Raw genomic sequence first — 26,994 nt, 5'->3', positions numbered from 1 at the left:
GTGCAAGCCTTCTATTCCGACCAGTTCGTCCTGCCCCTGCCCGAGGGCCATCGTTTTCCCATGGCCAAGTACGCCATGCTGCGCGAGCGGCTGCAGCGGGAGCTGCCCGATGTGCGGCTGGCCCCGGCCCAGGCCGCCAGCGCCGGCGAGCTCGCGCTGGCGCACCATCCGGCCTATGTCGCGGCCGTGGCGCGGGGCGGGCTCACGCCGGCGCAGCAGCGCGAGATCGGCTTTCCCTGGTCGCCGGCCATGGCCGAGCGCTCGCTGCGCTCGGTCGGCGCGACGCTGCAGGCCTGTCGCGCCGCCTTGGCGGGCGAGGGCCTGGCGGCCAACCTCGCCGGCGGCACCCACCACGCCTACGCCGACCAGGGCGCGGGCTTCTGTGTCTTCAACGATGCGGCGGTGGCCGCGCGCGCGATGCAGGCCGAGTGGGGTCGCGGCGGCGCGGCCGGGCGCCGGCGTGAGCTGCGGGTCGCCGTGGTCGACCTCGACGTGCACCAGGGCAACGGGACCGCGAGCATCTTCCAGGGCGACGACAGCGTGTTCACGCTCTCGCTGCATGGCGAGAAGAACTTCCCCTTCCGCAAGGAGGACAGCGACTGCGACATCGCGCTGCCCGACGGCTGCAATGACGCCGACTATCTGGCCGCCTTGGAGCAGGGGCTGGCCGAGCTGGAGCGCCGCTTCGAGCCCGGGTTGATCATCTACCTGGCCGGCATGGACCCGCACGAGAACGATCGCCTGGGCCGCCTCAAGCTCACGGCCGACGGGCTGGAGGCGCGCGACCGGCGCGTGTTCGACTGGGCCTGGCAGCGCCGCATCCCGCTGGCCATGGCCATGGCCGGTGGCTACGGCCGCGACATCGCGACCACGGTCGGGCTGCAGGTCAACAGTTACCGGGTCGCGCTGGACTACTGGCGGCGCTGGCACAATGCTTGATACCCAAAAAGAGGAGACCCGACTTGAACCTTCACGAAGCCCCCATCACCACGCCCACCGTCATCGACCCCGCCAGCGTGGACGCCGCCATCCGTGGCCGCTATTCCGCGCGCGCCTTCCTGCCCCAGCCGGTGCCGCGCGAGCTGCTGACCCAGCTGCTGCGGCTGGCCAGCTGCGCGCCCTCGGGCGTCAACACCCAGCCCTGGAAGGTCTATGTGTTGCAGGGCGCCAGCCGTGACGCGCTGGTCCAGCAGGTCTGTGCCGCCCAGGATGCCGCGCGCGATGACCCGGCGCTGGCGGCCCAGCATGTGGCGGCCTACGATTACTACCCCGCGCAGTGGTTCGATCCCTACCTGGCGCGCCGGCGCGAGAACGGCTGGGGCCTGTACGGCCTGCTCGGCATCACCAAGGGCGACAAGGAGGCGATGTACCAGCAGCACCAGCGCAACTACCGGCTGTTCGATGCACCGGTTGGCATCATGCTGACGATCGACCGCCGACTGGGGCGCGGCTCGCTGCTCGACGCCGGCATGTTCCTGCAGAACCTGATGATCGCGGCGCGCGCGCACGGCCTCGACACCTGCCCGCAGGCGGCCTGGCTGGACTACCACCGCATCGTCATGTCGCAGCTGGGCGCCGGCGAGGACGAGCTGCTGGTCTGCGGCGTCGCGCTGGGCTATGCCGACCCGCAGGCCCGGGTCAACGAGTTCCGCGCCCCGCGCCTGCCAGTCGACTCCTTCACGACCTGGCTCGACTGATCCGACCGCTGGCGGCCCGTCCCCGCGTACGGCCAGCCTTGCCTTAACATTCGTTCTCTTTTTTCAGCTAGGAACTTCCCATGATCACCACTTCCTCCGGCCTGCAATATGAAGACACCGTCGTCGGCTCGGGCGCCGTGGCCCAGGCCGGCCAGCGCGTTTCCGTGCACTACACCGGCTGGCTCTACAACGAAGGCCAGCAAGGTGCCAAGTTCGACAGCAGCAAGGACCGCGGCCAGCCCTTCGTCTTCCCGCTCGCCGCCGGCCATGTCATCAAGGGCTGGGACGAGGGCGTGCAGGGCATGGCCGTCGGCGGCACCCGTCGCCTGGTGATCCCGGCCGAGCTGGGCTACGGCGCGCGCGGCGCCGGCGGCGTGATCCCGCCCAACGCCACGTTGCTGTTCGAGGTCGAGCTGCTGGCGGTCTGATCCGCCTGATCCCGGGTTAAAATCGACTCTGGGTGTTGTAGGCGATCGGCCTCGGCAGGTTCTTGCGCAGGTCGGGCCGCCGCGCGGCTTTGCTGCGACCTCCTATGTCACCAACCCTGCTGCAACTCGTTGCCGCCGCCATCTTTGGCTTGGCGCTGTTGCATACCTTCTCGACCAAGTACTTCGAGCATCTGGCGCATGCCCGCCCGACCCATGCCGGGGTCTGGCACCTGCTGGCCGAGGTCGAGATCGTCTTCGGCTTCTGGGCCATGATCCTGATGGTCGTGATGTCCTTCATGGTGGGCAAAAGCGAGGCGCTGGCCTATCTCGACGGTCGCAATTTCACCGAGCCGCTGTTCGTGTTCGCGATCATGGTCGTGGCTGGCAGCCGTCCCGTGCTGCAGGCCGCCTCGGCCGCCGTGCAAGCCATCGTGCGGGCCATTCCACTGCCGCGCACCATAGCCTTCTTCCTCACCGTGCTGGCCGTCGTGCCGCTGCTGGGCTCCTTCATCACCGAGCCCGCCGCGATGACGCTGGCCGCCTTGCTGATGCGAGACACGATCTTTGCCAAGGCCTCGACCCGACTCAAGTACGCCGCGCTCGGCACCCTGTTCGTCAACATCTCGATCGGCGGCACGCTCACGCCCTACGCGGCGCCGCCGGTGCTGATGGTCGCCAAGGCCTGGGGTTTCGACCTCGGCTACATGCTGACCCACATCGGCTGGAAGGCCGCCGTGGCGGTGCTGATCAACGCGGCGGGCGTGACCTTCCTGTTCGCGCGTGAACTGCGCGGCCTGGAGCACTCGTCCAGATCGCCCTACAGCGGTGTGCCGCTCTCGATGGTGCTGGGCCATTTGCTGTTCCTGCTGGCCATCGTCCTCTTTGCCCATCACCCGGCGGCCTTCATCGCGGTGTTCCTGCTCTTCATGGGCGTTTCAACCGCCTATCCCGCCTATCAGGACCGTCTGATGCTGCGCGAGGGCCTGCTGGTCGCCTTCTTCCTGGGTGGCCTGGTCGTGCTGGGCGGCATGCAGCAATGGTGGTTGCAGCCGCTGCTGCTGCTGATGGGCGAGACCCAGGTCTTCTTCGGCGCGGTCGCCCTGACCGCCATCACCGACAACGCGGCGCTGACCTACCTGGGCTCCCTGGTCGAGGGCCTGACGCCCGAGTTCAAGTACGCCCTGCTGACGGGCGCCGTGACCGGCGGCGGCCTGACCCTGATCGCCAATGCGCCGAACCCGGCCGGGGCCTCGATCCTCAAGGGCACCTTTGACCAGGGCGCGATCGCCGCGCATGGCCTGTTTGCCGGGGCGCTGGGTCCGACCCTGGTCGCGATCCTCTGCTTCCGGCTGTTTCCGCTTTGACATCCTCCCCTCTTTTGAGACCATGGCTTGCTGCCGTGGCGCATTGCCCATGTCTTTTCAATCCCTGCGCCAGGACTGGTGCTCCAATGTCCGCAACGATGTGCTGGCGGGCCTGGTGGTCGCGCTGGACCCAGATCGCGAGCGGATGGGCCAGGGCGGGGAGGGTGCTATTCATGGCCTGAACCCGCAGCCGCTGGCGCTCAGAGTTCGGCCAGCGGAATGCCGCCGGCCTGCTCATCGGCCTGCAGCGCCTGGATCACCTGGGCCAGGTTCTGCTGCAGCTGGTCCAAGGTGGCGGGCGAGAGTTGCTGCAGCGCCTCGGGCAAGACGCCTTCATAGGGGCCGGGCGCGCCTTGCAGCAGTTGCTCGCCCGCCGCTTCGATGAAGAGCTGGACGCCGCGCCGGTCCACGCTGGATTTCTCGGTGCGCACCAGCTCGCGCTTGACCAGCTGGCGGATCAGGTTGCTGGCGGTCGACTGGTGGATGTCCATTGCGCGCGCCAGCTCGTTGACGCCCACCCCCGGCTGCTGCCTGATCACGTTGAGCGCCCAGACCTGGGCGCCGCCGATGCCGACCCGCTTTTCCACCTGCTGGAAATGGGTACGCACCGCGTTGAACACCACGCGGAACTGGCGCAGCACCTGCGCCGCCTGCTCCGGGCTGGCGGACTGGGTGGCGGGGCAGGGCGAATCGAGCGTGGGTGGGACGGACAAGGTGTTGGGCCGGCAAGTTGCAATCGAGGCAATGATGCTCCAATGTCACGCCGTGGTCAGCAGCTGCGTGCGGATTTTTTCCTGCAACAGATCATCGAAGCTGTAGAAGCCCTGGTCGCGTTGCGCCAGCTCCTGCAGCGCGAAGGCGGCACCGGTGCCGAAGGCCTCGCGCCGGATCGAGTCGTGGATCAGCCGCACCGTCTGGTGTGGGAAGCCGAAGATCACCTCGTGGTGGCCGACGATGCCGCCCACCCGCAGCGAGGTGACGCGGTCGCCGTCGAGCTCCAGCGTCTGGGCGATCTTGCGCGCGGTGCCCGAGACCTCCGGTTTCTCGCGGAAATGCTGCTCCACCACCTCGACATCGGCGAACGGCGCGATGCCGCGCAGCAGCTTGGCCGCCAGCAGCAGGAAGTTGATGCCCAGCGTGATGTTGGGCGAGCTCATGACCCGGGTGTCCTGGCCCATCTCGCGCAGGTAGTCCAGGTGCTGGGGCGTGTAGGCCGAGATCGCGCTGACCAGCATGATGCCGCGCCGGCGCAGTTCCTGGCCATAGAGATAGACCGAGTCGGCCTGCGAGAAGTCCACGATCGCATCGACCGGGTGCTGTTCCAGCCAGCTGCCAAGGTCCAGCCCTTCCAGGCCGACCACTGGTATCTGCGGATGGCCTTCCAGGTGCGCGCTGTCGCTGGAGCGGCGGCGCATGACCCAGCACAGCTGGTAGCGCGGGTCGTTCGCCAGCACATTGGCCACTGCCTTGCCGGCCTTGCCATAGCCCATCAGTCCTACCTTCATCATCATGCTCTCCGGATTCGCGTCAATCACACCCGTCGGAAGACGGGAACTTGCCAGCAAGTATATTTGCACAAATGTATATTGCAAAATGAACCGCTATCTGGCCTTGCCAAGCCAAAGGCCAGCGATGATTGCCAGTGCTTGAAAGAACACAAAATAGCTGGTCACAAATGACGGCCACATCGGAGGTCCAGCCATGTCGAAATCCACAGCACCGATCGGCAAGATACCCGCGGGGGTCTGGGTACTGGGCTTCGTCAGCCTGTTGATGGACATTTCCTCCGAGATGATCCACAGCTTGCTGCCCTTGTTCATGGTCGGCACCCTGGGTGCAACGGCCTTGATGGTGGGCCTGATCGAAGGGCTGGCCGAAGCCACCGCCCTGATCGTCAAGGTGTTTTCCGGTGCGCTCAGTGACTATCTGGGCCGGCGCAAGGGCCTGGCCCTGTTCGGCTACGCCCTGGGCGCGCTGACCAAACCGCTGTTTGCCATCGCGCCGGTCATTGGCGTCGTGCTCACCGCCCGCCTGCTGGACCGCGTCGGCAAGGGCATCCGGGGGGCGCCGCGTGACGCGCTGGTGGCCGACATCGCCCCCGCCGAGCTGCGCGGCGCAGCGTTCGGCCTGCGTCAGTCGCTCGACACGGTGGGCGCCTTCCTCGGTCCGCTGCTGGCGGTCGGCCTGATGCTGCTATGGGCCAACGATTTCCGGGCGGTGTTCTGGGTCGCCGTCATTCCCGGTCTGCTGGCGGTCGCCTTGCTGCTGTTCGGTGTGCGCGAACCGCAGCGACAGGTCGACGAGAAGCGCACCAACCCGATCCGCCGGGAAAACCTCAAGCGCCTGAGCGCCTCCTACTGGTGGGTGGTCGGCCTGGGCGCGGTGTTCACGCTGGCCCGCTTCAGCGAGGCCTTCCTGGTGTTGCGTGCGCAGCAGGGCGGCATCCCGGTCGCACTGGTGCCGCTGGTGATGGTCGCCATGAACCTGGTCTATGCCGCATCGGCCTACCCGTTTGGCAAGTTGTCCGACCAGATGAGCCACAACAAGCTGCTGGCGCTGGGTCTGGCGGTACTGATTGCCGCTGACCTGGTGCTGGCCATGAACGACCATTGGATCACCGTGCTGGCGGGCGTGGCGCTGTGGGGCGTCCACATGGGCATGACCCAGGGCCTGCTGGCCACCATGGTGGCCGATACCGCACCGGCTGATCTGCGCGGCACGGCTTATGGTTGCTTCAACCTGATGAGCGGGCTGGCGATGCTGGTCGCCAGCGTGGTCGCCGGGCTGCTGTGGGATCGGCTGGGCGCGTCCTTCACCTTTTATGCCGGGGCGGGCTTCTGTGTCATCGCCCTGGCAGGTCTTGCCTTCAAGGCACACCAGTCAGCCTGAATTCAAAGGAGGGCGCAAGATCTTCATGGCCCGGTTCCGCTGCAGGGGCAGTTGTCGCGCAGCTGGTAGAACTTCCTGATGCCTTCCCAGGCCTGCTCGGGCTCGTCGACATACTGGAGCAGTTCGAGGTCTTGCTGCGAGATCGCCCCTTCCTCGACCAGCACCTCGAGATTGAGCAGGCGCTTCCAGTAGTCGCTGCCGAACAGGAAGATCGGCACCGGCTTGGACTTCTTGCACTGCACCAGCGTCAGCACCTCGAACAGCTCGTCGAGCGTGCCGAAGCCGCCCGGAAACGCCACCAGCGCCTTGGCACGCATCAGGAAATGCATCTTGCGCAGCGCGAAGTAGTGGAACTTGAAGCTGAGCTCGGGGCTGATGTAGGGGTTGGGCTCCTGCTCGTGCGGCAGCAGGATGTTCAGGCCCACGTTGAGCACGCCTCGGTCGTGCGCGCCCCGGTTGGCCGCCTCCATGATGCCGGGGCCGCCGCCGGTCGCGATGTAGAGCCGGTCCTGCTCCGGGCAGCTCAGGCTGTAGTCGGCCACCAGCTGGGCAAAGCGGCGCGACTTCTCGTAGTAGTGCGCGTTGCGCAGCAGCGCCTGGGCGCGCCGGATCTCCGCCGTGTCGCCACTGGCCTGCGCCTTGTGCAGCTGGCGCTCGGCCTCGGCCGGTTCGCGGAAACGCGCGCTGCCGAAGACGACGATGGTGCTGTCTATGCCCAGCTCCTGCTGCGCCAGGTCGGGCTTGAGCAGTTCGAGCTGGAAGCGGATGCCGCGCGTCTCGCGCCGCAGCAGGAACTCGTTGTCGGCGAAGGCCAGCCGGTAGGCGTTGGGCTGCAGCCTGGGCCGGTCTTCCGACATCAGGTGCATCTCCAGCGCGGCATCGGCCAGGCGCTGCGCCTGCAGGTCGTGGATCTGGTCTTCGCTGCTGTCGGGGGTGTCGCTGTCTGGCATGAGGCTTACTGTAGCAATTGCCTGGCCCCCATCGGCGCGTCCAGCTGAAAAACTTTCCGCTCAAGCGCGCAGTGCGTCCGCGTGGTGGCTGAAGTGGTCAGCCAAGAAGCTGGCGATGAAGTAGTAGCTGTGGTCGTAGCCCGGGTGGCGCCGCAGCGTCAGCGGATGGCCGGCGTGCTGGCAGGCGGCTTCGAGCAGTTCGGGGCGCAACTGGGTGGCCAGGAACTCGTCGGCCTCGCCCTGGTCCACCAGCAAGGGTAGCCGTTCCGGCGCGTTGGCGATCAGCGCCACCGTGTCCCAGTCCCGCCTGCGGCTGCGGTCTTCGCCCAGATAGGCCGCCAGCGCCTTCTGGCCCCAGGGCACCTGGCTGGGTGCCACGATGGGCGAGAAGGCCGAGACGCTGCGGTAGCGACCCGGATGCCGCAGCGCCGTCACCATGGCGCCATGACCTCCCATGGAATGGCCGGAGATGCCGCGCGCATCGCTCGCGGGGAAATGCTGCTCGATCAGTGCCGGCAGTTCTTCGGCCACATAGTCCTGCATCCTGAAATGCGATGCCCAGGGCGCTTGCGTGGCGTTGACGTAGAAGCCCGCCCCCTGGCCCAGGTCGTAGGCCAGGTCGTTGGCGACCGCTTCGCCGCGCGGGCTGGTGTCGGGAGCGACGACGATCAGCTGGTGGCGCGCGGCATGTTGCTGCGCGCCGGCCTTGGTGATGAAGTTCTGCTCGTTGCAGGTCAGGCCCGAGAGCCAGTACAGCACCGGGCAGGGCTGGCCCGCGAGCGCGGCCGGTGGCAGGTAGACCGCCAGCCGCATCTCGCAGCCCAGCGTGGCTGAGGCATGCTGCCACACCTCCTGACGCCCGCCGAAGCTGGCGTGCTGTTCGATGCGTTCCATGACCACGTTCATCCGTAGTGGACCACGGAGCGGATCGACTTGCCCGCGTGCATCAGCTCGAACGCCTCGTTGATGTCGGTCAGCGGCATGGTATGGGTGACGAAGGGCGCGAGCTGGATGCGGCCGGCCATCGCGTCCTCGACCATGCCGGGCAGCTCGGTGCGGCCCTTGACGCCGCCAAAGGCCGAGCCCAGCCACTTGCGCCCGGTCACGAGCTGGAACGGGCGGGTGGAGATTTCCTGCCCCGCGCCGGCCACGCCGATGATGACCGACTGGCCCCAGCCGCGGTGCGCGCATTCCAGCGCCGCGCGCATCACGTTGACGTTGCCGATGCACTCGAAGCTATGGTCCACGCCCCAGCCCGTCATCTCGACGATCACCTGCTGGATCGGCTTGTCATGGTCCTTGGGGTTGACGCAGTCGGTGGCGCCGAAGACGCGCGCCAGATCGAACTTGCCCGGGTTGGTGTCGATGGCGATGATGCGCCCGGCCTTGGCCAGCTGGGCGCCCTGGATCACGGCCAGGCCGATGCCGCCCAGGCCGAACACGGCGACCGTGTCACCTTCTTGCACCTTGGCGGTGTTCTTGACCGCGCCCAGGCCGGTGGTCACGCCGCAGCCCAGCAGGCAGACCTGCTCCGGGTTGGCGTCGGGGTTGACCTTGGCCAGCGACACCTCGGCCACCACGGTGTACTCGCTGAAGGTCGAGCAGCCCATGTAGTGGTGGATCGGCTCGCCGTTGTAGGAAAAGCGCGTGGTGCCGTCGGGCATCACGCCCTTGCCCTGGGTGGCGCGCACGGCCACGCACAGGTTGGTCTTGCCGCTCTTGCAGAACAGGCACTCGCCGCACTCGGCGGTGTAGAGCGGGATCACATGGTCACCCGGCTTGACGCTGGTGACGCCTTCGCCCACTTCGACCACGATGCCCGCGCCTTCATGCCCCAGCACGGCCGGGAAGACGCCTTCGGGGTCGTCGCCTGAGAGCGTGAAGGCGTCGGTGTGACAGACACCGGTGTGCGTGATCCTGACCAGCACCTCGCCCTTCTGGGGCGGTGCCACGTCGATCTCGACGATTTGCAGGGGTTCTCCAGCCTTGAAGGCCACGGCGGCACGGGATTTCATGAACGGTCTCCGGAAAGGGCGGGGTTGAAGGAAATGAAACAGAGATGGGTATGAAGATCAGGCCAGTCGGCACTTCTCACTTCAGGTAGGAGCGCACCAGGCGCATGAGCTGCGCGATCTCGGCCTCCAGCCCGGGCTTGGCGTCCTGGGCCTGGCCAAAGGTCTCGCGCAGGTGGCTGTCGAGCACCTCGGCCATCAGCCCGTTGGTCGCGCCCCGCAGTGCGGCGAGCTGCTGCAGCAGCGATCCGCAGTCGGTGCCGGCCTCCACGGCGCGTTCCAGCGCCTCGGCCTGGCCACGGATGCGGCGCAGCCGGGTGATGACGCGCTTCTTTTCCTGGGGGGAATGGGGCATGGAAACGGTCGATGTTTTTTACTGGGGGGTAGTATATCAGCGGCTTGTCGGGAGGAACAGCTATCCTGGTGCGGCCAGCTGGCACATGAGGGCGCGCTGACTCCAAACAGGTCGCTGGATGTTGGCTTCAGGGTTGCAGGCTGGCGTTGACCGCCTGCAGGCTGGCCGCATCGAGTTGGCCGAGCAGGGCGTCGAGCCGCAGGCGGCTCTGCAGCAGATCGCTGCGCGCTTGCAGCAGGGCGAGCTCGGCGGCTGCCGCATCGTTCTCGGCGTTGAGCAGGTCCAGCGTGGTGCGGTCACCGACCTGGCGGCCCAGGCGGGTGGCGTCGAGCCGCGCCTTGCTGGCTTGCAGCGCCTGCGCCAGCGCATCGAGCCTGGCCGCACCGCTGTGCAGCGCGAGCCAGGCCGAGCGCGTCTGCTGGCCGACCTGGAGCCGGGCGCGGTCGAGCTCGGCCCTGGCCCGGTCCGCCAGCCGCAGGGATTCCGCCAGCTTGGCGCTGCGCCAGCCGCCGGTGTAGAGCGGGACGTTGAGCGCCAGCCCGATCATCTGCTGGGACTGGGTGTTGCTGGCGCCGCCGAAGTCGCCCGCGCCGCTCAGGCGCTCGCGCGAGGCCTGGGCGACCAGCTCCACCGTGGGGGAGGCCGCCAGCTGGTGCTTGTCGGCCTCGGCCTGCGCGGCGTCGAGCTGGGCCCGCAGCAGCCGCAGCATCGGGTTGTGCTGCCTGGCCAGCTCCAGCGCCTGGACCAGCTGATCGACGCCGGTTGATGACGCCGCGCGCACCGGAGCCAGCGGCTGCAGTCGTTCTGGCGCCAGCCCGGTGCCGTCGGCCAGCGCCTGGCGCGCCATTTCCAGCTCGTCGGCGGCGGCGACGGCCTGCGCCTGCAGCCCGAGCGCGCGCGCCGCCGCCTCGTGGGTATCGGTGACGGGGGCGTCGCCGATGGCAAAGCGGTCCCTGGCCTCGGTCAGCGCCTGCTCGACCGCCGCCTGCTGTCGTTTCAGCAGCGCGAGCCGGCGCTCGGCCAGCACCAGCTCGAAGTAGCGCTGCGCCGTCTGCAGCATCCAGTCCTGCTGCGCGGCCTGCCATTCGACCTCGGCCGCGTCGGCCGCCAGGTTGAGCTGGCGGCCTTGCGCGCGGCGCTGGGCGTCGTGGAGCGGCTGGCGCGCGCCCAGGGTCCAGCGGGTGGCGGTGCCGCCTTCGACCGAGGTGCCGAAGGAGGCTCCGGTGATGGGCGTGGCTCCGAAGTCTGGCGCCGAGAACTGCGCGCCGTTCATCCGGCTCTCGCCGCTGGCGCGTCCCGCGCTGGCGCTCAGACCCACGGTGGGGCGCCAGAGCGCGGCGGCTTGTTCGCGCCGGCTGGCGCCTGCCGCGCGTGCCGCGTCGGCGACGGCGCCTTGCGGGTCATGCTGGCGGACCGCCTGCCAGACTTCCATCAGGTCGGCCGCACTGGCCGTGGCGGCGGTGGCGGCGCACAGCGCGAACACCGCGCCGGCGATCAGGGTGCGAGGGCTCATCGGTGCGCTCCAGTGGGTCTGGTTCAGCAACCCGGCTTGACGCCGAGCTTGCGCAGGAGGGTTTCCATCATGCACCACTTCGTGAGGCCGCTTTGCAGCAGGTTGGCGCCGACGAAGGCGGTGAAGGCCAGCCACCACTGGCTGACAAAGACCGGGCTGCCCGGGATGCCGAGCGCCAGCGACAGCAGGATGAAGAGGCCGGCGACGATGCGAACGATTTGCCAGGTGGTCATGGGTGTTCTCCTTGGGGATGATGAAAAGGGGGTGGCTTGGGGCTCAGGCGGCCGGCTCGTGCTGGCGGCGGTAGGCCGCGTAGTAGAGCGTCGGGATCACGATCAGCGTCAGCAGGGTCGAGACCAGGATGCCGAAGATCAGCGAGATCGCCAGCCCGTTGAAGATCGGGTCGTCGAGGATGAAGAAAGCACCCAGCATCGCGGCCAGGCCGGTCAGCATGATGGGCTGGGCCCGCGTGATGGCCGAATGCACGATCGCCTGCTTGAAGGGCAACCCTTGGGTGACCTGCAGCTCGATGAAGTCCACCAGCAGGATGGAGTTGCGCACGATGATGCCCGCCAGCGCGATCATGCCGATCATCGAGGTGGCGGTGTATTGCGCGCCCAGCAGCGCGTGGCCCGGCATCACGCCGATGAGGGTCAGCGGGATCGGCGCCATGATGATCAGCGGCGTCAGGTAGCTGCCGAACTGCGCCACCACCAGCAGGTAGATCAGGATCAGGCCGACGCCGTAGGCCGCGCCCATGTCGCGGAAGGTCTCATAGGTGATCTGCCACTCGCCATCCCACTTGATCGCGTAGCCGCGCCAGGCATCCGCGGGCTGGCTGATGAAGTATTCCGCCAGTTGGCCGCCTGCGGGGGGCTGGATGGCGGCGATCCGCTCGCGCATCTGGAACATGCCGTAGAGCGGGCTGTCGATCCGGCCGGCCATGTCGGCCGTCACGAAGTTGACCGGCAGCAGGTCCTTGTGGATCACGGGCTGCTCGCGCAGGGTGTCGCTGACCGTGACCAGCTCGCGGATCGGCACCAGCTGGCCGGAGGCGCCGCGCACGGCGAGTTGCAGCAGCGCATCCAGGTCGCCATGGCGCTCGGGCGGCAGCTGGATCAGCGCGGGCAGCGGGTACTTGCTGCCGTCGTGCATCCAGGTCACTTCCTCGCCGGCCAGGCCGGCGCGCAGCGTGCTGACGATCGCCGCCTGCGGCACGCCCAGCAGGGCGGCCTTGCGGCGGTCGACCAGCAGCAGCTGGCGCGGGGCGTCCGCGATGCTGCTGTCGTCGACGTCGACCACGTTGTCGGTGCGCTCGAACACCGCGCGCACCGCCTTGGCGACCGCGCGCCGGCCCTCGGCGTCGGGGCCGTAGATCTCGGCCACGATCGGCGACAGCACCGGCGGGCCTGGCGGCACCTCGACCAGCTTGACGTTGGCGCCCAGGCGTCGGCCGATGGCCTGCAGCTCGGGGCGCAGCCGGGTCGCGATCGCGTGGCTCTGGTCGGCGCGCTGGTGCTTGTCGACCAGATTCACCTGCAGGTCGCCGAACTCGCCGCCGGCGCGCAGGTAATACTGGCGCACCAGGCCGTTGAAGTTGATCGGCGCGGCGGTGCCGGCGTAGGCCTGGTAGTCGGTGACCTCGGGCACGGTCGCCAGGTGGGCGCCGAGCTCGCGCAGCACGGCGGCGGTGTCCTCCAGCGGGGTGCCGGCCGGCATGTCGACCACGACCTGGAACTCGGACTTGTTGTCGAACGGCAGCATCTTGAGCTGCACCAGTCCGACGACGGGCAGCAGCACCGACAGCGCGACCAGGCCGGCGATGCCCAGGCCCAGCAGCCCGCGATTGCGCTGGCCCCGGATCGGGTGCAGCAGCGGCTCGAAGGCCCGCTGAAACAGCGGGTCGAGCTTGGCCGCCAGGCCGGTGGGGGCCTGGTGCGCCTGCGCGTTGCCGTGCGAGGGCTTCATCCACAGCCTGGCCAGCCAGGGCGTGACGACGAAGGCGATCGCCAGCGACAGCAGCATGCCCATGCTGGCGTTGATCGGGATCGGGCTCATGTAGGGGCCCATCAGGCCCGAGACGAAGGCCATCGGCAGCAGCGCGGCGATCACGGTCAAGGTGGCCAGGATGGTCGGGCCACCGACCTCGTCGACCGCGCCCGGGATGAGCTCGGTCAGGGTCTTGCCGGGGTGGAGCTGCTGGTGGCGGTGGATGTTCTCGACCACCACGATCGCGTCATCGACCAGGATGCCGATCGAGAAGATCAGCGCGAACAGCGAGACCCGGTTCAGCGTGAAGCCCCAGGCCCAGGACGCGAACAGCGTCACGGTCAGCGTCAGCATGACGGCGGCGCCGACAATGGCCGCCTCGCGCCGACCCAGCGCGATGAAGACCAGCGCCACCACCGAGGCGGTGGCGAACAGCAGCTTCTGGATCAGCTTCTGCGCCTTGTCGTTGGCGCTGGCGCCGTAGTTGCGGGTCTCGGCGACCTCGACCGCGTCGGGGATCACGCTGCCGCGCAGCGTCCGGACCCGCTGCATGACGGCGTTGGCGACGTCGATCGCGTTCTCGCCAGGCTTCTTGGTGATCGCCAGCGTCACGGCCGGGTACTCGCCGCCACCCTTGGCCTGGCTCAGGCCGTGCCAGACGTAGCGCGACGCGGGCAGCGGGCCTTCGCTGACCTCGGCCAGATCGCGCAGGAAGACCGGCTTGCCGGAGCGCACGCCGACCACCAGTTCGGCCACCTCGTCGGCGTGGGCCAGCCAGGGACCGGCCTCGATCGCGACGCTGCGGTTGCCGCCCAGCAGCTCGCCCACCGGCAGCCCCAGGTTGGCCGATTGCAGGCTCTGGCGCAGGTCCTGCACCGTCACACCCGAGCCCGCCATGCGGCCGGGATCGATCTGCACCCGCACCGCGCGGCCGGGACCGCCCAGCGTCGTCACGTCCTGCGTGCCCGGCACGCGCTTGAGGTCGGCCTCCATGCTGTGCGCGACCCGCTCCAGCTCGTAGGGGCCGGTCCCGGCTTCCTTGCTGAACAGGGTGAGCGTGACGATCGGCACGTCGTCGATGCCCTTGGGCTTGACCAGCGGCTCCAGCACGCCCAGGCCCGGCGGCAGCCAGTCGCTGTGGTCGCGCAGGGTGTCGTGCAGGCGCACCAAGGCCTCCGAGCGCGGCACGCCGACCTTGAACTGCACCGTCAGCACCGCGACGCCGGGGCGGGATACCGACAGCACATGTTCGATGCCCGCGATGCGCGACAGCACCTGCTCGGCCGGGATGGCGACCATCTGCTCGACGTCGCGCACCGAGGCGCCCGGGAAGGGCACCAGCACGTTGGCCATGGTGACGTTGATCTGCGGTTCCTCCTCGCGCGGCGTCACCAGCACGGCAAAGAGGCCCAGCAGCAGCGCGACCAGCGCCAGCAGCGGCGTGATCTGCGCGCGCTGGAACAGGGCCGCGATCCGGCCCGAGAGGCTCAGGGTTCTGTTGTCACTCATTCATGTTCCCCTGTTCCGGCTCGGCGCAGGGCCGCCGCAGCCTGCGGATCGGTCGCGACCTGGTCGCCGGCGCGCAGGCCCGTGAGCACCTCGACCCGGTCGCCGCTCTGGCGGCCGAGGCGGACCTGGCGCAGATGGGGCTTGCCCTGTGCGTCGACCACATAGACGCCGGTCAGCTCGGCGCGCCGCGCGACCGCGCCGGCCGGCACGAACAGGCGCTCGGCGCCGGCCTTGGCAGCGCCTGCGGCCGGCAGCCAGACGCGGGCGAACAGGCCGGGCGCGACCTCGCTGCCGCCAGCCGGCAGGCTCAGCCGCAGCGTCGCGCTGTGGGTCCCGGCATCGACCGTGGGCAGCAGTTCGACCCGGGCCGGCTGTTGCGGCATTGAGAAGCCGGTCACGCCCGGCAGTTCGTAGCGCACCGCCTGCAGGTTGGCCGCCAGGGCGGGCAGCATCGCTTGCGGCACCGCCGCCGTCACGCGCAGCGCGGCGGGGTCGTGCATCGTCAGCAGCGGGCGGCCTGGCATGGCCATGTCGCCCAGCGTGATGGCGACCGCGCTGACCACGCCCGCATAGGGCGCGTTGAGCACGAAGAAGCCCGATTGCGTCTGCGCGGCCCGGGTCTGGGCCTGCAATGCATTGACCTGGGCCTGCGCGGCCTCCCACTGCGCCTGCGCGCGTTCGAGCGCGGCCTGGCTGACATATTGCTTCTGATGCAGCTGCTTCTGGCGCGCCAGTTCCTGGCTCGCGACCTTGAGCTGGGCCCGCGCCGCTTCGACCTGCGCGGCGCTGGCCGCCACGCCCTGCTGGGCGGCGCGCGCGTCGATGCGCAGCAGTTCCTGGCCGGCCTTGACGCGGTCGCCGGCCTTGATGTTCAGGCTGACGATGGCGCCGGCCACCTGGGTCGAGAGCGTGGTCTGGCGCACGGCCTCGACCACGCCGTCCAGGCTGCTGGTCAGTGCCGTATCGCCAGCCTGCTGCACGGCCACGGTGGCCAGTGGTTGGCGCTCTGCCGCGCCGACAGCCGCCGGCAGGGCGAGGGCGACCAGGCTGACCAGGGTCACCAGATGGATGTGCTGCATCTTGGGCTCCTCTTGTTTGATTATTTAACTGATTGATTAATCATGCAATGATACAATGGAATCATGCACAACAGTCCCGTCCCCGTGGAAGATCCGGTGGCCTTGCCCGATCCGGCCGGGTATCCGGCGATGCAGCACATGCCAGCCGAGGCGCTGGTCGAGATCGCGGCCTACTTCCAGGTGCTGGCCGAGCCGACCCGGCTGCAGATCCTGAACCTGCTGCGCGGGGGCGAGCGCAACGTGGGCGAGCTCGCGCAGCTGTGCGGCTTCACGGCCGCCAACATCTCGCGCCATCTGGCGCTGATGAGCAAGCAGGGACTGGTCGCGCGCCAGGGCCGCGGCACCAGCGTCTACTACCGCATCGCCGATCCGTCCATCTACCAGCTGTGCGATCTGGTCTGCGGCAACATCGCGCGCCAGCTGCAGCGCTCGGCGGCCAGCCGGGCGCCCTTCGTCGCCAAGGCGAACTGACGGCTCGTCCAGCGGCCTTCCTCCCTCTCCGGCACGCTGCCTCATTGGCGGCTGCCTTCCCGCTTGCCTCATCCACTGCCACCTTGGCGCCCGCGCCGCCGGCTGGCAAGGCTTGGCCGCGCGCGACCGATTTCTGGCGCCGAAGGATAAAAATACAAACAAGTTGTCATAAATATCCATTTGGCTGCTGCCAAGTGAATATCCGGGTGACTGGTTTTTCAGGGGCATTAGGGGTAAACCATGAGGAAATTTTCCTCGATGACCGTTTTCCTTTGGCGCTCCTTTGTATAAACTGTGTCAACACGTTTACTTAAAGTGGTTTTGAGTAAATCCCGGACTTCAACGCAGATGCACAAGGAGCAATGATGAGCAAGCTACAGGACAAGACAGTGATCGTGACGGGTGGCGCGGGTGGCATCGGTGGGGCGACCTGCCGCCGCCTGGCTGCCGAGGGCGCCAAGGTTGCCGTGTTCGACATGAACCTGGAAGCGGCCGAGAAGGTCGCCGCCGACATCCGCGCCAACGGCGGCCAGGCAGCAGCGTTCAAGTGCGACATCACCGACCGCGTGGCGGTCGACGCCGCCGTGGCGGCCACCGAAGCCCAGCTGGGCCCGGTCGACGTGCTGGTCAACAACGCCGGCTGGGATGTCTTCAAGCCCTTCGTCAAGACCGTGCCGGCCGAGTGGGAGCGCCTGATCGCGATCAACCTGACTGGCGCGCTGCACATGTTGCACGCCGTGCTGCCGGGCATGTCCGAGCGCAAGTCGGGCCGCATCGTCAACATCGCCTCCGACGCCGCGCGCGGCGGCTCCTCCGGCGAAGCCGTCTACTCCGCCTGCAAGGGTGGCCTGGTGGCGCTGTCCAAGACCCTGGCGCGCGAGCACGCCCGCCACAACATCACCGTCAACGTGGTCTGCCCGGGCCCGACCGACACCGCCTTGCTGGCGGGCGTGGCCGAAGGCGCGCGCGATCCGGCCAAGCTGATCGAAGCCTTCCGCAGCGCGATCCCGCTGGGCCGCCTGGGTCAGCCCGACGATCTGGCCAGCGCCATCGCCTTCTTCGCCAGCGACGACGCTTCCTTCATCACCGGCCAGGTCATCAGCGTGTCCGGCGGCCTGACGATGCACGGCTGATCCCCCTTTTCACGAATACCCTCCCGAGGAAGCTCACATGAATTTCGAAGACATCCTGTACGAAGTCCGCAACGGCGTGGCGTGGATCATCATCAACCGCGCTGACAAGATGAATGCCTTCCGTGGCACCACCTGCGACGAGATCATCAAGGCCATGTACAAGGCCGGCTACGACCGCGATGTCGGCGCCATCGTGCTGACCGGCGCCGGCGACCGTGCCTTCTGCACCGGCGGCGACCAGTCGACCCACGACGGCAACTACGACGGCCGCGGCACCATCGGCCTGCCGATGGAAGAGCTGCATGCCGCCATCCGCGACACCCCCAAGCCCGTGATCGCCCGCGTGCAGGGCTTCGCGATCGGTGGCGGCAACGTGCTGGCCACCATCTGCGACATGACCATCTGCTCGGACAAGGCCATCTTCGGCCAGGTCGGCCCCAAGATGGGTTCGGTCGACCCGGGCTACGGCACCGCTTTCCTGGCCCGCGTGGTCGGCGAGAAGAAGGCGCGCGAGATCTGGTACATGTGCAAGCGCTACTCGGGTGCCGAGGCGGTCGCCATGGGCCTGGCCAACATCTGCGTGCCGGCCGACCAGCTCGACGCCGAAGTGCAGAAGTGGGGCGAGGAGCTGTGCGAGCGCAGCCCGACCGCGCTGGCGATCGCCAAGCGCAGCTTCAACATGGACACGGCTCATCAGGCTGGCATCGCGGGCCTGGGCATGTACGCGCTCAAGCTCTACTACGACACCGATGAATCGCGTGAAGGCGTCAATGCGCTGAAGGACAAGCGCAAGCCCGAGTTCCGCAAGTACTTCAAGTGATCAGCTGATCGGAGCGCGATTCATGCCAGTCAATGACCTCAAGCCGTCCGGCGCAGTGTGGTGGCCCGACCACGACATGGTGGAGAACGCCAACCTCACCCGCTTCATGCGCGCGCTGGGGGTTGACAGTTTCGAGGCGCTCAATGAGCGCGCCAGCGCCGACCCCGCATGGTTCAACGACGAGCTGATCCGCTTCCTCGACTATCGCTTCGAGCGACCCTATGACCAGGTGCTTGACCTGAGCGCGGGGCTGCCCTTCGCCAAGTGGTGCGTGGGCGGCACCACCAACGTGGTGCTCAACTGCCTGGACCGCCGCCGTGGCACCGAGCGCTACACCCAGGAGGCGCTGGTCTGGGAAGGCGAGGACGGCACGGTGACCCGCTGGACCTTCGCCGATCTGGACCGCGAGACCTGTCGCCTGGCCTGGGGCCTTCGCAGCCTGGGCCTGGGCCGTGGCGACGTGGTGGGCATGTACCTGCCCAACCTGCCGCAGGCGGCGGCCGCCATGCTGGCCGTGGCCAAGATCGGCGCCATCGTGCTGCCCATGTTCTCGGGCTTCGGCGCCGACGCCATCGCGCAGCGCCTGAACGATGGACGGGCCAAGGCCCTGATCACGGTCGACGGCTCCTTGCGCCGCGGCAAGCCGGTGGGCGCCAAGAGCGTCACCGACGAGGCGCTGCTGCAGTGTCCCAGCGTGGAGCATGTCGTGGTGCTGAACCACCTGGCTACCCTGCACGGCTGGGAAGAGCGGCGCGACCACTGGTGGCCCGAGCTGGTCGCCGGCGCGCCCGAGGATTACACCTTTGTGCCGACGCAAGCCATGCCCGCCGACGCTCCCTTCCTGCTGATGTTCACCTCGGGCACCACCGGCAAGCCCAAGGGCGTGGTGCACTCGCATTGCGGCTTCCCGGTCAAGACGGCGCTCGATCTGTCGATCTGCATGGACCTCAAGCCCGATGACCGCTTCCTGTGGATGTCGGACATGGGCTGGCTGGTCGGACCGATCCTTGTCTTCGGCGGCCTGCTGGTGGGCTCCACCGTGGTGCTGGCCGAAGGCGCGCCCAACTTCCCGCAACCCGACCGCCTGTGGCGCCTGGTCGAGCGTCACCGCGTCAGCTATCTGGGCCTGGCGCCCACGGTGGCGCGCCTTTCGATGTCGATCGACCCGCAACTGCTGGCGCAACGCGACCTGTCCGCCTTGCGTGTCATCGTCTCCACCGGCGAGGCCTGGACGCCCGAGGCGTGGCGGTGGACCTTCGAGACCATCGGGAAAAAGCGCGTCCCGCTGCTCAACTATTCTGGTGGTACCGAGGTCGGCGGCATCCTGACCGGTACCGTGATTCACCCGCTCAAGCCCAGCGCTTTCGCCGGACCGGTGCCAGGCACCGGCGCCGACATCGTCGATGCCGAAGGCGTCACGGTCGGCCCCGGCGTGACCGGCGAGCTGGTCATGCGCAGCCCCAGCATCGGACTCACGCGCGGCCTGTGGCATGACCGGGAGCGCTACCTGGACAGCTACTGGTCGCGCCTGCCCAAGCTGTGGGTGCACGGCGACTTCGCCAGCCGCGATGCCGACGGCATGTGCTATGTGCATGGCCGCTCCGACGACACGCTCAAGATCGCCGGCAAGCGCACCGGACCGTCCGAGATCGAGGCACTGCTGATGGACACCGGGCTGCTGGTCGATGCCGCGGCGATCGGCGTGCCCGATGCCGTCAAGGGCACCGCCATCGTCTGTGTCTGCGTCCCGCGTCCGGGCATCGACCTCGATACCGCGGTCAAGAGCCTGTCGGGTGCCGTGACCGCCGGACTGGGGGGCGCGTTCAAGCCGGCCCAGGTGCTGCTGGTGGACGACCTGCCCCGCACCCGCAACATGAAGATGATGCGCCGCGTGGTCCGATCCGCCTGGCTGGGAGAAGAGCTGGGCGACCTGAGCACGCTGGTCAACCCGGAAGCGGTGGATGCCATCCGCGCGGCGCTGGCAGCGAACGCCCAGGCGTGACCCGCAGGACCCATGAATAAGGAGACAGCCATGATTCCCTCGTCCGGCCCTTGTTCGGTTTCCATCTCCCGCCGTCTGCTGACCCTCGGCACGGCAGCCGCCTTGGCGGCGGTCGCGCTGCCCGCGGCCAGCCAGACGGCCGCCTGGCCGACCAAGCCGGTGCGCCTGGTGGTCGGATTCGCCGCCGGTGGCGGCACCGACGTGATGGCTCGCGTGCTGGCGCAGTCGCTCGGCGAGGCCCTGGGTCAGACGGTCATCGTCGACAACAGGCCCGGCGCCAGCGGCAACCTCAGCGTCAGCGAAGTGGCCCGGGCCGCGCCGGATGGCTACACCTTCCTGGTGGCGCCGACCTCGGTCGAGACGGTCAATCCCTTCCTCTTCAAGTCCAACGTGATGCCCTCGCGCGACCTGACGCCGGTGATGGGCATCGGCCGCATGCAGATGTACGTGGTGGCCCGTCCCACGCTGGAAGTCAAGGATGTCAAGCAGCTCGTGGCCATGGCCAAGGCCAACCCGGGCAAGTTGAACTTTGCCTCCTCCGGCAACGGCACGCCGCCGCATCTGGCCGGCGAGTTGCTCAAGCAAAGCACCCATACCTTCATCACGCACATTCCCTACCGCGGCTCCGCGCCCGCGCTGCAGGACGTGATGGCGGGCCAGGCCGACTTCGTCTTCGATCCGGGCATCGCCTTCCCGCACATCAAGGCCGGCAAGGTCAAGCTGCTGGCCGTGGCCAGCGACAGGAAGTCACCCTTCTTCCCGGATGCGCCCACCTACACCGACCTGGGCATCAAGAACGCGGGTCTGGACATCTGGTTTGGCCTCTGGGCGCCGAACAAGCCGCCGGCCGAAATCATGGATCGCCTGTCCCAGGAAGTGGCCAAGGCCTTGAATTCGCCCGCGCTCAAGAAGCGCTACAACGACCTGGGCGCCGAGCCCGCCCCGCTGGAGACGGCCGCCTTCCGCAAGCTGCTGGCCGACGAAGGCAAGCAGCTTTCGACCCTGATCAAGGAACGCAAGATCTCCGTGGACTGAACGCCCTGGCGCGACTCCGACTTACGTGTAAACCCTTCCATTCATTCTGTACGAGGCCCTGAACCATGAACCAGAACCCTATCCCCTATATCGACGAAGACCTGCAGGCGCTGCAGGAGTCCGCCCGCCGTTTTGCCGAGGAGCGCATCAAGCCCGGCTTCCTGGAGCGTGACCAGACCCGCGTGCTCGACCGCGCCCTGCTGCGCGAGATGGGCGAGCTTGGCTTCATCTGCCCGGAACTGCCGGAAGAGTTCGGCGGTCTGGGCATGGGCACGGTGGCCGCTGGCGTGATCCACGAGGAGATCGCCCGCGCCGACCTGAGCTTCTCCTACCTGAACCTGCTGGCCTCGCTCAACGGCCAGATCCTGTCCAAGTACGGCAACCCGGAAGTCGTCGGCCCCTGGCTCAAGAAGCTGATCGCGGGCGAGGCGATCTGCGCCATCGCGCTGACCGAACCGCGCGGCGGCTCGGACGCGGCCAACCTGCGCCTGAAGATCGACCGCGACGGCGACTTCTACGTCATCAACGGCGAGAAGACCTCGATCTCGGCGGCCGACCAGGCTGACATCGCGGTCGTGTTCGGCCGCACCGGCACGCCGGAAGACAAGGCGCATGGCGTCACCGCGCTGATGGTGCCGATGAACACCCCGGGCATCACGACCAACCGTTTCGACTGCCATGGCCAGCGCGCCATCGGCCGTGGCTCGATCTTCTTCGAGAACGTGCGCGTGCCGGTCAGCCACCGTCTGGGCGACGAGAACAAGGGCTTCGTGCAGGTCATGCACGGCTTTGACTTCTCGCGCGCGCTGATCGGCCTGCAGGTGCTGGCCGTGGCCCGCGTGGCGCTGGAAGAGACCTGGGAATACATCACCCAGCGCGAGGCCTTCGGCCAGCCGCTGTCGGCCTTCCAGGGCGTGACCCATCCGCTGGCCCAGTTCGACACCGAAGTCGAAGGCGCCCGCCTGCTGTGCTACCAGGGCCTGTGGCTCAAGGACCGTGGCCTGCCGCACACGGCCGAGGCCGGCATGGCCAAGTGGTGGGGCCCCAAGCTGGCCTACGACGTGATCCACCAGTGCCTGCTGTGCTACGGCCACGGTGGCTACGACCGCGGTGTCATGGAGCAGCGCATGCGCGACGTGCTGGGCTTCCAGATCGGCGACGGCACGGCCCAGATCATGAAGACCATCATCGCGCGCGTGCGCGCCGGCCGCAAGTTCGTGCCGGCCTGAGCACCCTAGCCCCACAGCCACAAACCAAAGAACAGACAGAGGAGACAACCATGGAATTCGACGCCGTACTGCTACCCGCGCGCCGCGCCCGCATGATCGAGCAGGGCTTCTGGCACGACCGCACCATCAACGACGACCTCGACGCCTGCGTCGCGGCCTGTCCGACCAAGCTCGCGCTGACCGCCCACCGGGTCGACGCCGGCGATGTCAAGCGCTTCAGCTACCGCGAGCTGGCGCGGATGGCGGACCGGGTCGCCGTCGGCCTGCACCGCCTGGGCGTGCGCAAGAACGACATCGTGGCCTGCCAGCTGCCCAACTGGTGGCAGTTCACGCTGACCTACCTGGCTTGCTCGCGCCTCGGCGCGGTGGTCAATCCGCTGATGCACATCTTTCGCGAGCGCGAGCTCGGCTTCATGCTCAAGCACGGCCAGGCCAAGGTGCTGATCACGCCCAAGGTGTTCCGTGGCTTCGACTTCGAGCAGATGGCCAACAGCCTCAAGCGCAGCATCCCCGAGATCGCGCAGCTGGTGATCGTCGACGGCAGCGGTCCCGACAGCTTCGAGGCGCTGCTCAGCGGCCCCGAGTGGGAAAAGGAAGCCGATGCGGCCGAGATCCTGAGCGCCAGCCGCCCGGGTCCGGACGACGTCACCCAGCTGATCTACACCTCGGGCACCACCGGCGAGCCCAAGGGCGTGATGCACACGGCCAACACCACCATGGCCAACATCATTCCCTACGCCCGCCGCCTGCATCTGGACGCCGAGACCGTGGTGCTGATGGCGTCGCCGATGGCGCACCAGACCGGCTTCATGTACGGCCTGATGATGCCGATCATGCTGAAGGCCAGCGCCGTGCTGCAGGACATCTGGGAGCCGAGGAAGGCGATCCAGGTGATCCGCGACGAGCAGGTCACCTTCACCATGGCCTCGACCCCCTTCCTGACCGACCTCACGCGCATCGTGGCCGAGGACACCACCCCGGTGCCCACGCTCAAGACCTTCCTGTGCGCCGGCGCGCCGATCCCGAGCGCGCTGGTCGAGCAGGCGCGCGCCGTGCTCGGCACCAAGATCGTGTCGGCCTGGGGCATGACCGAGAACGGCGCCGTCACGACCACGCTGCTCGAGGATGACGACTTGCGCGCCTTCACCACCGACGGCGTGCCGCTGCCCGGCGTCGAAGTCAAGGTGGTCGACATCGACGGCCACTCGCTGCCGCCCGGAGAGCCCGGCAGCCTGATGCTGCGCGCCTGCTCCAACTTCGGTGGCTACCTCAAGCGCCCGCACCTGAACGGCACCGATGCCGAGGACTGGTTCGACACCGGCGACCTGGCCCGCATCGACGAGCAGGGCTATATCCGCATCACCGGCCGCAGCAAGGACGTGATCATCCGCGGTGGCGAGAACATCCCGGTGGTCGAGATCGAGAACCTGCTGTATCGCCATCCGGCCGTGCTGCAGGCCGCGATCATCTCCTACCCCGACGAGCGCATGGGCGAGCGCGCCTGCGCCGTCGTCGTGCTCAAGCCCGGCCAGAGCCTGGACCTGCCCGGCCTGGTCGATTACTTCAAGAGCAACAAGATGACGATGCAGTACATCCCCGAGCGGCTCGAAATCCTGGATACCATGCCGTCGACGCCGTCGGGCAAGATCCAGAAGTTCAAGCTGCGCGAGCAGCTCAAGAGCCAGTTCGCCCTGGCCTGAGGCGTTTCATCTACATACCAATATAAATCACAGGAGACAACGATGAAAAACCAGCGACCTTCCCACGCCCGCCGCCGCCTGATCCAGACCGCCGTGGCCTCGCTTTGCACGCTGGGCGCGCTCGGCGGCGCGCAGGCCCAGCAGGCCTGGCCCGCGGCCAAGCCGATCCGCATCGTGGTGGGCTTTGCCCCGGGCGGCACCACCGACGTGATGGCGCGCGCGATGGGGGCCTCGCTGAGCGAGGCGCTCGGCCAGACCGTGCTGATCGACAACAAGCCGGGTGCCAGCGGCAACGTCGCGGCCAGCGAGGTGATCCGCGCCCAGCCCGATGGCTATACCTTCCTGGTCGCGCCGACCTCGTTCGAGACCGCCAACCCCTTCCTGTTCAAGCAGACCATCAATCCGGCCAAGGACCTGACGCCGATCGCTGGTGTCGGCAAGAGCCAGATGTACGTGGTCGTCAACCAGCAGTCGCCGTTCAAGGACGCGCGCGAGCTGGTGTCCTTTGCCCAGAAGAATCCGACCAAGCTGTCCTACACCTCGGCTGGCGCGGGCACGCCGCCCCACCTGGCCGGCGAGCTGTTCAAGCAGTCGGCCAAGTTCTTCGCGGTGCACATTCCCTACCGTGGCGCGGCCCCCGCGCTGCAGGACGTGCTGGCCGGCCAGGCCGATTTCGTGATGGACCCGGGCATCTCGTTCCCGCATGCGCGCGCCGGCAAGGCGCGCATGCTCGCGGTCGCGGGCGCCAAGCGCAGCTCCTTCTTCCCGGAGGTGCCGACCCTGACCGAACTGGGCATGAAGGGCGCCGAGCTCGACATCTGGTTTGGCATGTGGGCGCCCAACGGCACGCCGCCCGAGGTCGCCACGCGCATGGCCAACGAGATCGGCAAGGCGCTGGCGCTGCCCGGCATCAAGACCCGTTACGAGGCGCTGGGGGCCGAGCCCGTCGGCCTCAACAACGCCGAGTTCAAGAAACTGCTGGCGACGGAAGCCAAGCAGCTCTCGACCGTGATCCGCGACAGCAAGATCAGCGTCGACTGAAACAATCAGGAGTAGAAATTGACCAGTTCACGAGCGCAAGCCCCGTCGTTTACGGCGAAGTCTAGTGAGACTCCTTCTGCTAAAATTTCCACCGTCGCCACGACGGTTCCGAATTCTTCTTTTGCCATTAGGCAGTCGGAACCCGGCACGGAAATTCCCGGTAATTCGCCGTCCCGCATGGGAGTCCGAGAGGTAGGCGCTTTGCTGAATGAGTCGGTGCAAGCCGATGCGGCCGGGCATGGCCGTCTCGCAGGAGGAATCGCTGCCATTGATGGCGGTGAGGATGTCAAAGACACGCCGATACTGGTTTCAACCGAGGGCCGCGTCGGGCTGATCAAGCTCAACCGGCCAGCCCAGCTCAACGCGCTCAATGACGCGCTGATGGATGCGCTCGGCGCCGCGCTGCTGGCCTTCGATGCCGATCCCGGCGTGGGCGCCATCGTCATCACCGGCGGCGACAAGGTCTTCGCGGCCGGCGCCGACATCGCGGCGATGGCGGACTGGTCCTACATGAATGTCTACCAGGACGCCTTCATCACGCGCAACTGGGAGACGATCCGCCAGGTGCGCAAGCCGGTGCTGGCGGCCGTCGCGGGCTTCGCCCTGGGCGGCGGCTGCGAGCTCGCGCTGGCCTGCGACATCATCATCGCGGCCGAATCCGCCAAGTTCGCGCTGCCCGAGATCAAGCTGGCCATGCTGCCGGGCGCCGGCGGCACCCAGCGCCTGCCGCGCGCCGTCGGCAAGGCCAAGGCGATGGACATGTGCCTGTCGGCACGCATGCTCGACGCGCAGGAAGCCGACCGCTACGGCCTGGTCTCGCGCGTGGTGCCCGACGCCGAGCTGCTCGAGCGCACGCTGGCGCTGGCGACGCAGATCGCCGGCTATTCGCTGCCGGGTCTGATGGCCATCAAGGAGACGGTCAACCGCGCCTGGGAGTCCTCGCTGACCGAGGGCATCCTGTTCGAGCGGCGCGAGTTGTACGCGCGCTTTGCCAGCGCCGACGCCAAGGAGGGCATGCGGGCCTTCCTCGAGAAGCGCAAGCCGGCCTTCCAGAACCGTTAATCCTCAACATAAAAGCAATACCATGGCTCTCGACCAAGAATCATTTGACATCCTGTTGCCGACCATCCAGCGCTTCATCCGCGAGCGCCTGATGCCGGCCGAGAACCACCTCGAGGAATTCGACGAGGTGCCCGCCGACATCATCGAGGACATGAAGGAGATGGGCCTGTTCGGCCTGACCGTGCCCGAGGAGTACGGCGGCATCGGCCTGTCCGTGAGCCAGGAAGTGCTGGTCAACTACGAACTCGGCCGCACCGCCACGGCGTTCCGCTCGGTGTTCGGCACCAACATCGGCATCGGCTCGCAAGGCATCCTGATGGATGGCACGCCCGAGCAAAAGGCCGAGTACCTGCCCAAGGTCGCCAGCGGCGAGCTGATCATGTCGTTCGCGCTGACCGAGCCCGACGCCGGCACCGACGCGGCCTCGCTCAAGACCCGCGCCGAGCTCGATGGCGACCATTACGTGCTCAATGGCACCAAGCGCTACATCACCAACGCGCCGCGCGCCGGCGCCTTCACGCTGATGGCGCGCACCGGCGGCCCGGGCGCGGGTGGCGTCTCGTCCTTCATCGTGCCGGCCGACCTGCCCGGCATCAAGCTCGGCAAGACCGACAAGAAGATGGGCCAGCGCGGCACCAAGACCTGCGACGTGATCCTGGAGAACGTGCGCGTGCCGGCGTCCCACATCATCGGCGGCGTGCCGGGCCAGGGCTTCA

The 26,994-nt window shown here is 67.9% G+C and carries 25 protein-coding genes; 15 read left to right on the top strand and 10 right to left on the bottom strand.

The features are described 5' to 3' along the window. From PHR85_RS10990 to PHR85_RS10975, 4 genes are all read left to right on the top strand, one after another. Positions 1 to 939 (top strand): histone deacetylase, encoded by a 939-nt coding sequence (locus PHR85_RS10990; RefSeq protein WP_300054244.1) that lies wholly within the window; start codon positions 1 to 3, stop codon positions 937 to 939. Between the two features lie 23 nt (positions 940 to 962). Beyond that, positions 963 to 1,697, top strand: coding sequence for a nitroreductase (locus tag PHR85_RS10985; RefSeq protein WP_300054242.1), 735 nt, complete (start codon positions 963 to 965; stop codon positions 1,695 to 1,697). Between the two features lie 80 nt (positions 1,698 to 1,777). Continuing rightward, positions 1,778 to 2,125, top strand: coding sequence for an FKBP-type peptidyl-prolyl cis-trans isomerase (locus PHR85_RS10980; RefSeq protein WP_300054240.1), 348 nt, complete (start codon positions 1,778 to 1,780; stop codon positions 2,123 to 2,125). Between the two features lie 104 nt (positions 2,126 to 2,229). Beyond that, positions 2,230 to 3,489 carry a putative Na+/H+ antiporter gene (locus PHR85_RS10975; RefSeq protein WP_300054239.1) on the top strand — a complete coding sequence of 420 codons (1,260 nt, stop codon included), beginning with the start codon at positions 2,230 to 2,232 and terminating at the stop codon, positions 3,487 to 3,489. A 200-nt stretch (positions 3,490 to 3,689) separates the two neighbouring features. Here the strand turns inward: PHR85_RS10975 and PHR85_RS10970 are convergent, their stop codons facing one another. After that, entirely contained in the window at positions 3,690 to 4,202 is a 513-nt protein-coding gene (locus PHR85_RS10970) for a MarR family winged helix-turn-helix transcriptional regulator (protein WP_300054238.1), read from the bottom strand. A gap of 45 nt (positions 4,203 to 4,247) precedes the next feature. Beyond that, complete coding sequence (locus PHR85_RS10965) at positions 4,248 to 4,994, bottom strand: dihydrodipicolinate reductase C-terminal domain-containing protein (RefSeq protein ID WP_300054236.1); 747 nt, start codon at positions 4,992 to 4,994, stop codon at positions 4,248 to 4,250. A 196-nt stretch (positions 4,995 to 5,190) separates the two neighbouring features. Here PHR85_RS10965 and PHR85_RS10960 point away from each other — a divergent pair, with 196 nt between their 5' ends. Next, positions 5,191 to 6,378: an MFS transporter gene (locus tag PHR85_RS10960; RefSeq protein WP_300054235.1), complete on the top strand. Its 1,188-nt coding sequence runs from the start codon at positions 5,191 to 5,193 to the stop codon at positions 6,376 to 6,378. A 23-nt stretch (positions 6,379 to 6,401) separates the two neighbouring features. On the opposite strand, the gene PHR85_RS10955 is transcribed toward PHR85_RS10960, so the two are convergent. The 8 genes from PHR85_RS10955 to PHR85_RS10920 all read right to left on the bottom strand — a co-directional run bounded on the left by PHR85_RS10955 (position 6,402) and on the right by PHR85_RS10920 (position 15,785). Further along, positions 6,402 to 7,328: a TIGR00730 family Rossman fold protein gene (locus tag PHR85_RS10955; RefSeq protein WP_300054234.1), complete on the bottom strand. Its 927-nt coding sequence runs from the start codon at positions 7,326 to 7,328 to the stop codon at positions 6,402 to 6,404. Positions 7,329 to 7,388: 60 nt separating this feature from the next. Beyond that, complete coding sequence (gene fghA, locus PHR85_RS10950) at positions 7,389 to 8,222, bottom strand: S-formylglutathione hydrolase (RefSeq protein ID WP_300054233.1); 834 nt, start codon at positions 8,220 to 8,222, stop codon at positions 7,389 to 7,391. A gap of 8 nt (positions 8,223 to 8,230) precedes the next feature. Next, the gene (locus PHR85_RS10945) at positions 8,231 to 9,343 is read right to left on the bottom strand and encodes an S-(hydroxymethyl)glutathione dehydrogenase/class III alcohol dehydrogenase (RefSeq protein ID WP_300054230.1); all 1,113 of its coding nucleotides are present in this window, start codon (positions 9,341 to 9,343) and stop codon (positions 8,231 to 8,233) included. A 76-nt stretch (positions 9,344 to 9,419) separates the two neighbouring features. Continuing rightward, complete coding sequence (locus tag PHR85_RS10940; RefSeq protein WP_300054228.1) at positions 9,420 to 9,695, bottom strand: metal/formaldehyde-sensitive transcriptional repressor; 276 nt, start codon at positions 9,693 to 9,695, stop codon at positions 9,420 to 9,422. A 127-nt stretch (positions 9,696 to 9,822) separates the two neighbouring features. Further along, positions 9,823 to 11,208, bottom strand: coding sequence for a TolC family outer membrane protein (locus tag PHR85_RS10935; RefSeq protein WP_300054226.1), 1,386 nt, complete (start codon positions 11,206 to 11,208; stop codon positions 9,823 to 9,825). A gap of 23 nt (positions 11,209 to 11,231) precedes the next feature. Then, positions 11,232 to 11,441 carry a DUF2892 domain-containing protein gene (locus tag PHR85_RS10930; RefSeq protein WP_300054224.1) on the bottom strand — a complete coding sequence of 70 codons (210 nt, stop codon included), beginning with the start codon at positions 11,439 to 11,441 and terminating at the stop codon, positions 11,232 to 11,234. A gap of 43 nt (positions 11,442 to 11,484) precedes the next feature. Then, the gene (locus PHR85_RS10925) at positions 11,485 to 14,706 is read right to left on the bottom strand and encodes an efflux RND transporter permease subunit (protein ID WP_300054221.1); all 3,222 of its coding nucleotides are present in this window, start codon (positions 14,704 to 14,706) and stop codon (positions 11,485 to 11,487) included. Then, positions 14,703 to 15,785: an efflux RND transporter periplasmic adaptor subunit gene (locus tag PHR85_RS10920; RefSeq protein ID WP_300054219.1), complete on the bottom strand. Its 1,083-nt coding sequence runs from the start codon at positions 15,783 to 15,785 to the stop codon at positions 14,703 to 14,705. The genes PHR85_RS10925 and PHR85_RS10920 overlap by 4 nt, the downstream gene beginning before the upstream one ends. Before the next feature lie 129 nt (positions 15,786 to 15,914). On the opposite strand from PHR85_RS10920, the gene PHR85_RS10915 reads away from it, so the two are divergent. The 10 genes from PHR85_RS10915 to PHR85_RS10870 form a co-directional block, all read left to right on the top strand. After that, positions 15,915 to 16,256 carry a metalloregulator ArsR/SmtB family transcription factor gene (locus PHR85_RS10915; protein WP_300054292.1) on the top strand — a complete coding sequence of 114 codons (342 nt, stop codon included), beginning with the start codon at positions 15,915 to 15,917 and terminating at the stop codon, positions 16,254 to 16,256. A 365-nt stretch (positions 16,257 to 16,621) separates the two neighbouring features. After that, positions 16,622 to 17,389: a 2-hydroxycyclohexanecarboxyl-CoA dehydrogenase gene (gene badH, locus PHR85_RS10910; protein ID WP_300054217.1), complete on the top strand. Its 768-nt coding sequence runs from the start codon at positions 16,622 to 16,624 to the stop codon at positions 17,387 to 17,389. 37 nt (positions 17,390 to 17,426) lie between these two features. Further along, a complete protein-coding gene (gene badI, locus PHR85_RS10905) occupies positions 17,427 to 18,209 on the top strand; it encodes a 2-ketocyclohexanecarboxyl-CoA hydrolase (protein ID WP_300054214.1) in 783 nt (260 codons plus the stop codon). 22 nt (positions 18,210 to 18,231) lie between these two features. After that, complete coding sequence (locus tag PHR85_RS10900; RefSeq protein WP_300054211.1) at positions 18,232 to 20,211, top strand: AMP-binding protein; 1,980 nt, start codon at positions 18,232 to 18,234, stop codon at positions 20,209 to 20,211. 30 nt (positions 20,212 to 20,241) lie between these two features. Continuing rightward, a complete protein-coding gene (locus tag PHR85_RS10895; RefSeq protein ID WP_300054209.1) occupies positions 20,242 to 21,246 on the top strand; it encodes a tripartite tricarboxylate transporter substrate binding protein in 1,005 nt (334 codons plus the stop codon). 65 nt (positions 21,247 to 21,311) lie between these two features. Beyond that, a complete protein-coding gene (aliB, locus tag PHR85_RS10890) occupies positions 21,312 to 22,475 on the top strand; it encodes a cyclohexanecarboxyl-CoA dehydrogenase (RefSeq protein ID WP_300054207.1) in 1,164 nt (387 codons plus the stop codon). 50 nt (positions 22,476 to 22,525) lie between these two features. Beyond that, a complete protein-coding gene (gene aliA / locus PHR85_RS10885) occupies positions 22,526 to 24,175 on the top strand; it encodes a cyclohexanecarboxylate-CoA ligase (protein WP_300054204.1) in 1,650 nt (549 codons plus the stop codon). A gap of 42 nt (positions 24,176 to 24,217) precedes the next feature. Beyond that, positions 24,218 to 25,216 (top strand): tripartite tricarboxylate transporter substrate binding protein, encoded by a 999-nt coding sequence (locus tag PHR85_RS10880; protein WP_300054201.1) that lies wholly within the window; start codon positions 24,218 to 24,220, stop codon positions 25,214 to 25,216. 267 nt (positions 25,217 to 25,483) lie between these two features. Then, positions 25,484 to 26,278 carry an enoyl-CoA hydratase gene (locus PHR85_RS10875; RefSeq protein WP_300054291.1) on the top strand — a complete coding sequence of 265 codons (795 nt, stop codon included), beginning with the start codon at positions 25,484 to 25,486 and terminating at the stop codon, positions 26,276 to 26,278. 22 nt (positions 26,279 to 26,300) lie between these two features. Further along, the coding region (locus PHR85_RS10870) for an acyl-CoA dehydrogenase family protein (protein WP_300054198.1) at positions 26,301 to 26,994 on the top strand (694 nt) is incomplete at its 3' end.

It is taken from the genome of Malikia sp. (assembly GCF_028687635.1).
In the GTDB taxonomy this organism is placed as follows: domain Bacteria; phylum Pseudomonadota; class Gammaproteobacteria; order Burkholderiales; family Burkholderiaceae_C; genus Malikia.
This window is presented reverse-complemented; position numbering and strand designations above follow the sequence as displayed.

Coding starts and splice junctions, on each gene's coding strand:
- PHR85_RS10980 (WP_300054240.1), top strand. CDS start 1,778: ATGATCACCACTTCCTCCGGCCTGCAATATGAAGACACCGTCGTCGGC.
- PHR85_RS10975 (WP_300054239.1), top strand. CDS start 2,230: ATGTCACCAACCCTGCTGCAACTCGTTGCCGCCGCCATCTTTGGCTTG.
- PHR85_RS10965 (WP_300054236.1), bottom strand. CDS start 4,994: ATGAAGGTAGGACTGATGGGCTATGGCAAGGCCGGCAAGGCAGTGGCC.
- PHR85_RS10960 (WP_300054235.1), top strand. CDS start 5,191: ATGTCGAAATCCACAGCACCGATCGGCAAGATACCCGCGGGGGTCTGG.
- PHR85_RS10955 (WP_300054234.1), bottom strand. CDS start 7,328: ATGCCAGACAGCGACACCCCCGACAGCAGCGAAGACCAGATCCACGAC.
- fghA (WP_300054233.1), bottom strand. CDS start 8,222: ATGGAACGCATCGAACAGCACGCCAGCTTCGGCGGGCGTCAGGAGGTG.
- PHR85_RS10945 (WP_300054230.1), bottom strand. CDS start 9,343: ATGAAATCCCGTGCCGCCGTGGCCTTCAAGGCTGGAGAACCCCTGCAA.
- PHR85_RS10940 (WP_300054228.1), bottom strand. CDS start 9,695: ATGCCCCATTCCCCCCAGGAAAAGAAGCGCGTCATCACCCGGCTGCGC.
- PHR85_RS10935 (WP_300054226.1), bottom strand. CDS start 11,208: ATGAGCCCTCGCACCCTGATCGCCGGCGCGGTGTTCGCGCTGTGCGCC.
- PHR85_RS10930 (WP_300054224.1), bottom strand. CDS start 11,441: ATGACCACCTGGCAAATCGTTCGCATCGTCGCCGGCCTCTTCATCCTG.
- PHR85_RS10925 (WP_300054221.1), bottom strand. CDS start 14,706: ATGAGTGACAACAGAACCCTGAGCCTCTCGGGCCGGATCGCGGCCCTG.
- PHR85_RS10920 (WP_300054219.1), bottom strand. CDS start 15,785: ATGCAGCACATCCATCTGGTGACCCTGGTCAGCCTGGTCGCCCTCGCC.
- PHR85_RS10915 (WP_300054292.1), top strand. CDS start 15,915: ATGCAGCACATGCCAGCCGAGGCGCTGGTCGAGATCGCGGCCTACTTC.
- badH (WP_300054217.1), top strand. CDS start 16,622: ATGAGCAAGCTACAGGACAAGACAGTGATCGTGACGGGTGGCGCGGGT.
- badI (WP_300054214.1), top strand. CDS start 17,427: ATGAATTTCGAAGACATCCTGTACGAAGTCCGCAACGGCGTGGCGTGG.
- PHR85_RS10900 (WP_300054211.1), top strand. CDS start 18,232: ATGCCAGTCAATGACCTCAAGCCGTCCGGCGCAGTGTGGTGGCCCGAC.
- PHR85_RS10895 (WP_300054209.1), top strand. CDS start 20,242: ATGATTCCCTCGTCCGGCCCTTGTTCGGTTTCCATCTCCCGCCGTCTG.
- aliB (WP_300054207.1), top strand. CDS start 21,312: ATGAACCAGAACCCTATCCCCTATATCGACGAAGACCTGCAGGCGCTG.
- aliA (WP_300054204.1), top strand. CDS start 22,526: ATGGAATTCGACGCCGTACTGCTACCCGCGCGCCGCGCCCGCATGATC.
- PHR85_RS10880 (WP_300054201.1), top strand. CDS start 24,218: ATGAAAAACCAGCGACCTTCCCACGCCCGCCGCCGCCTGATCCAGACC.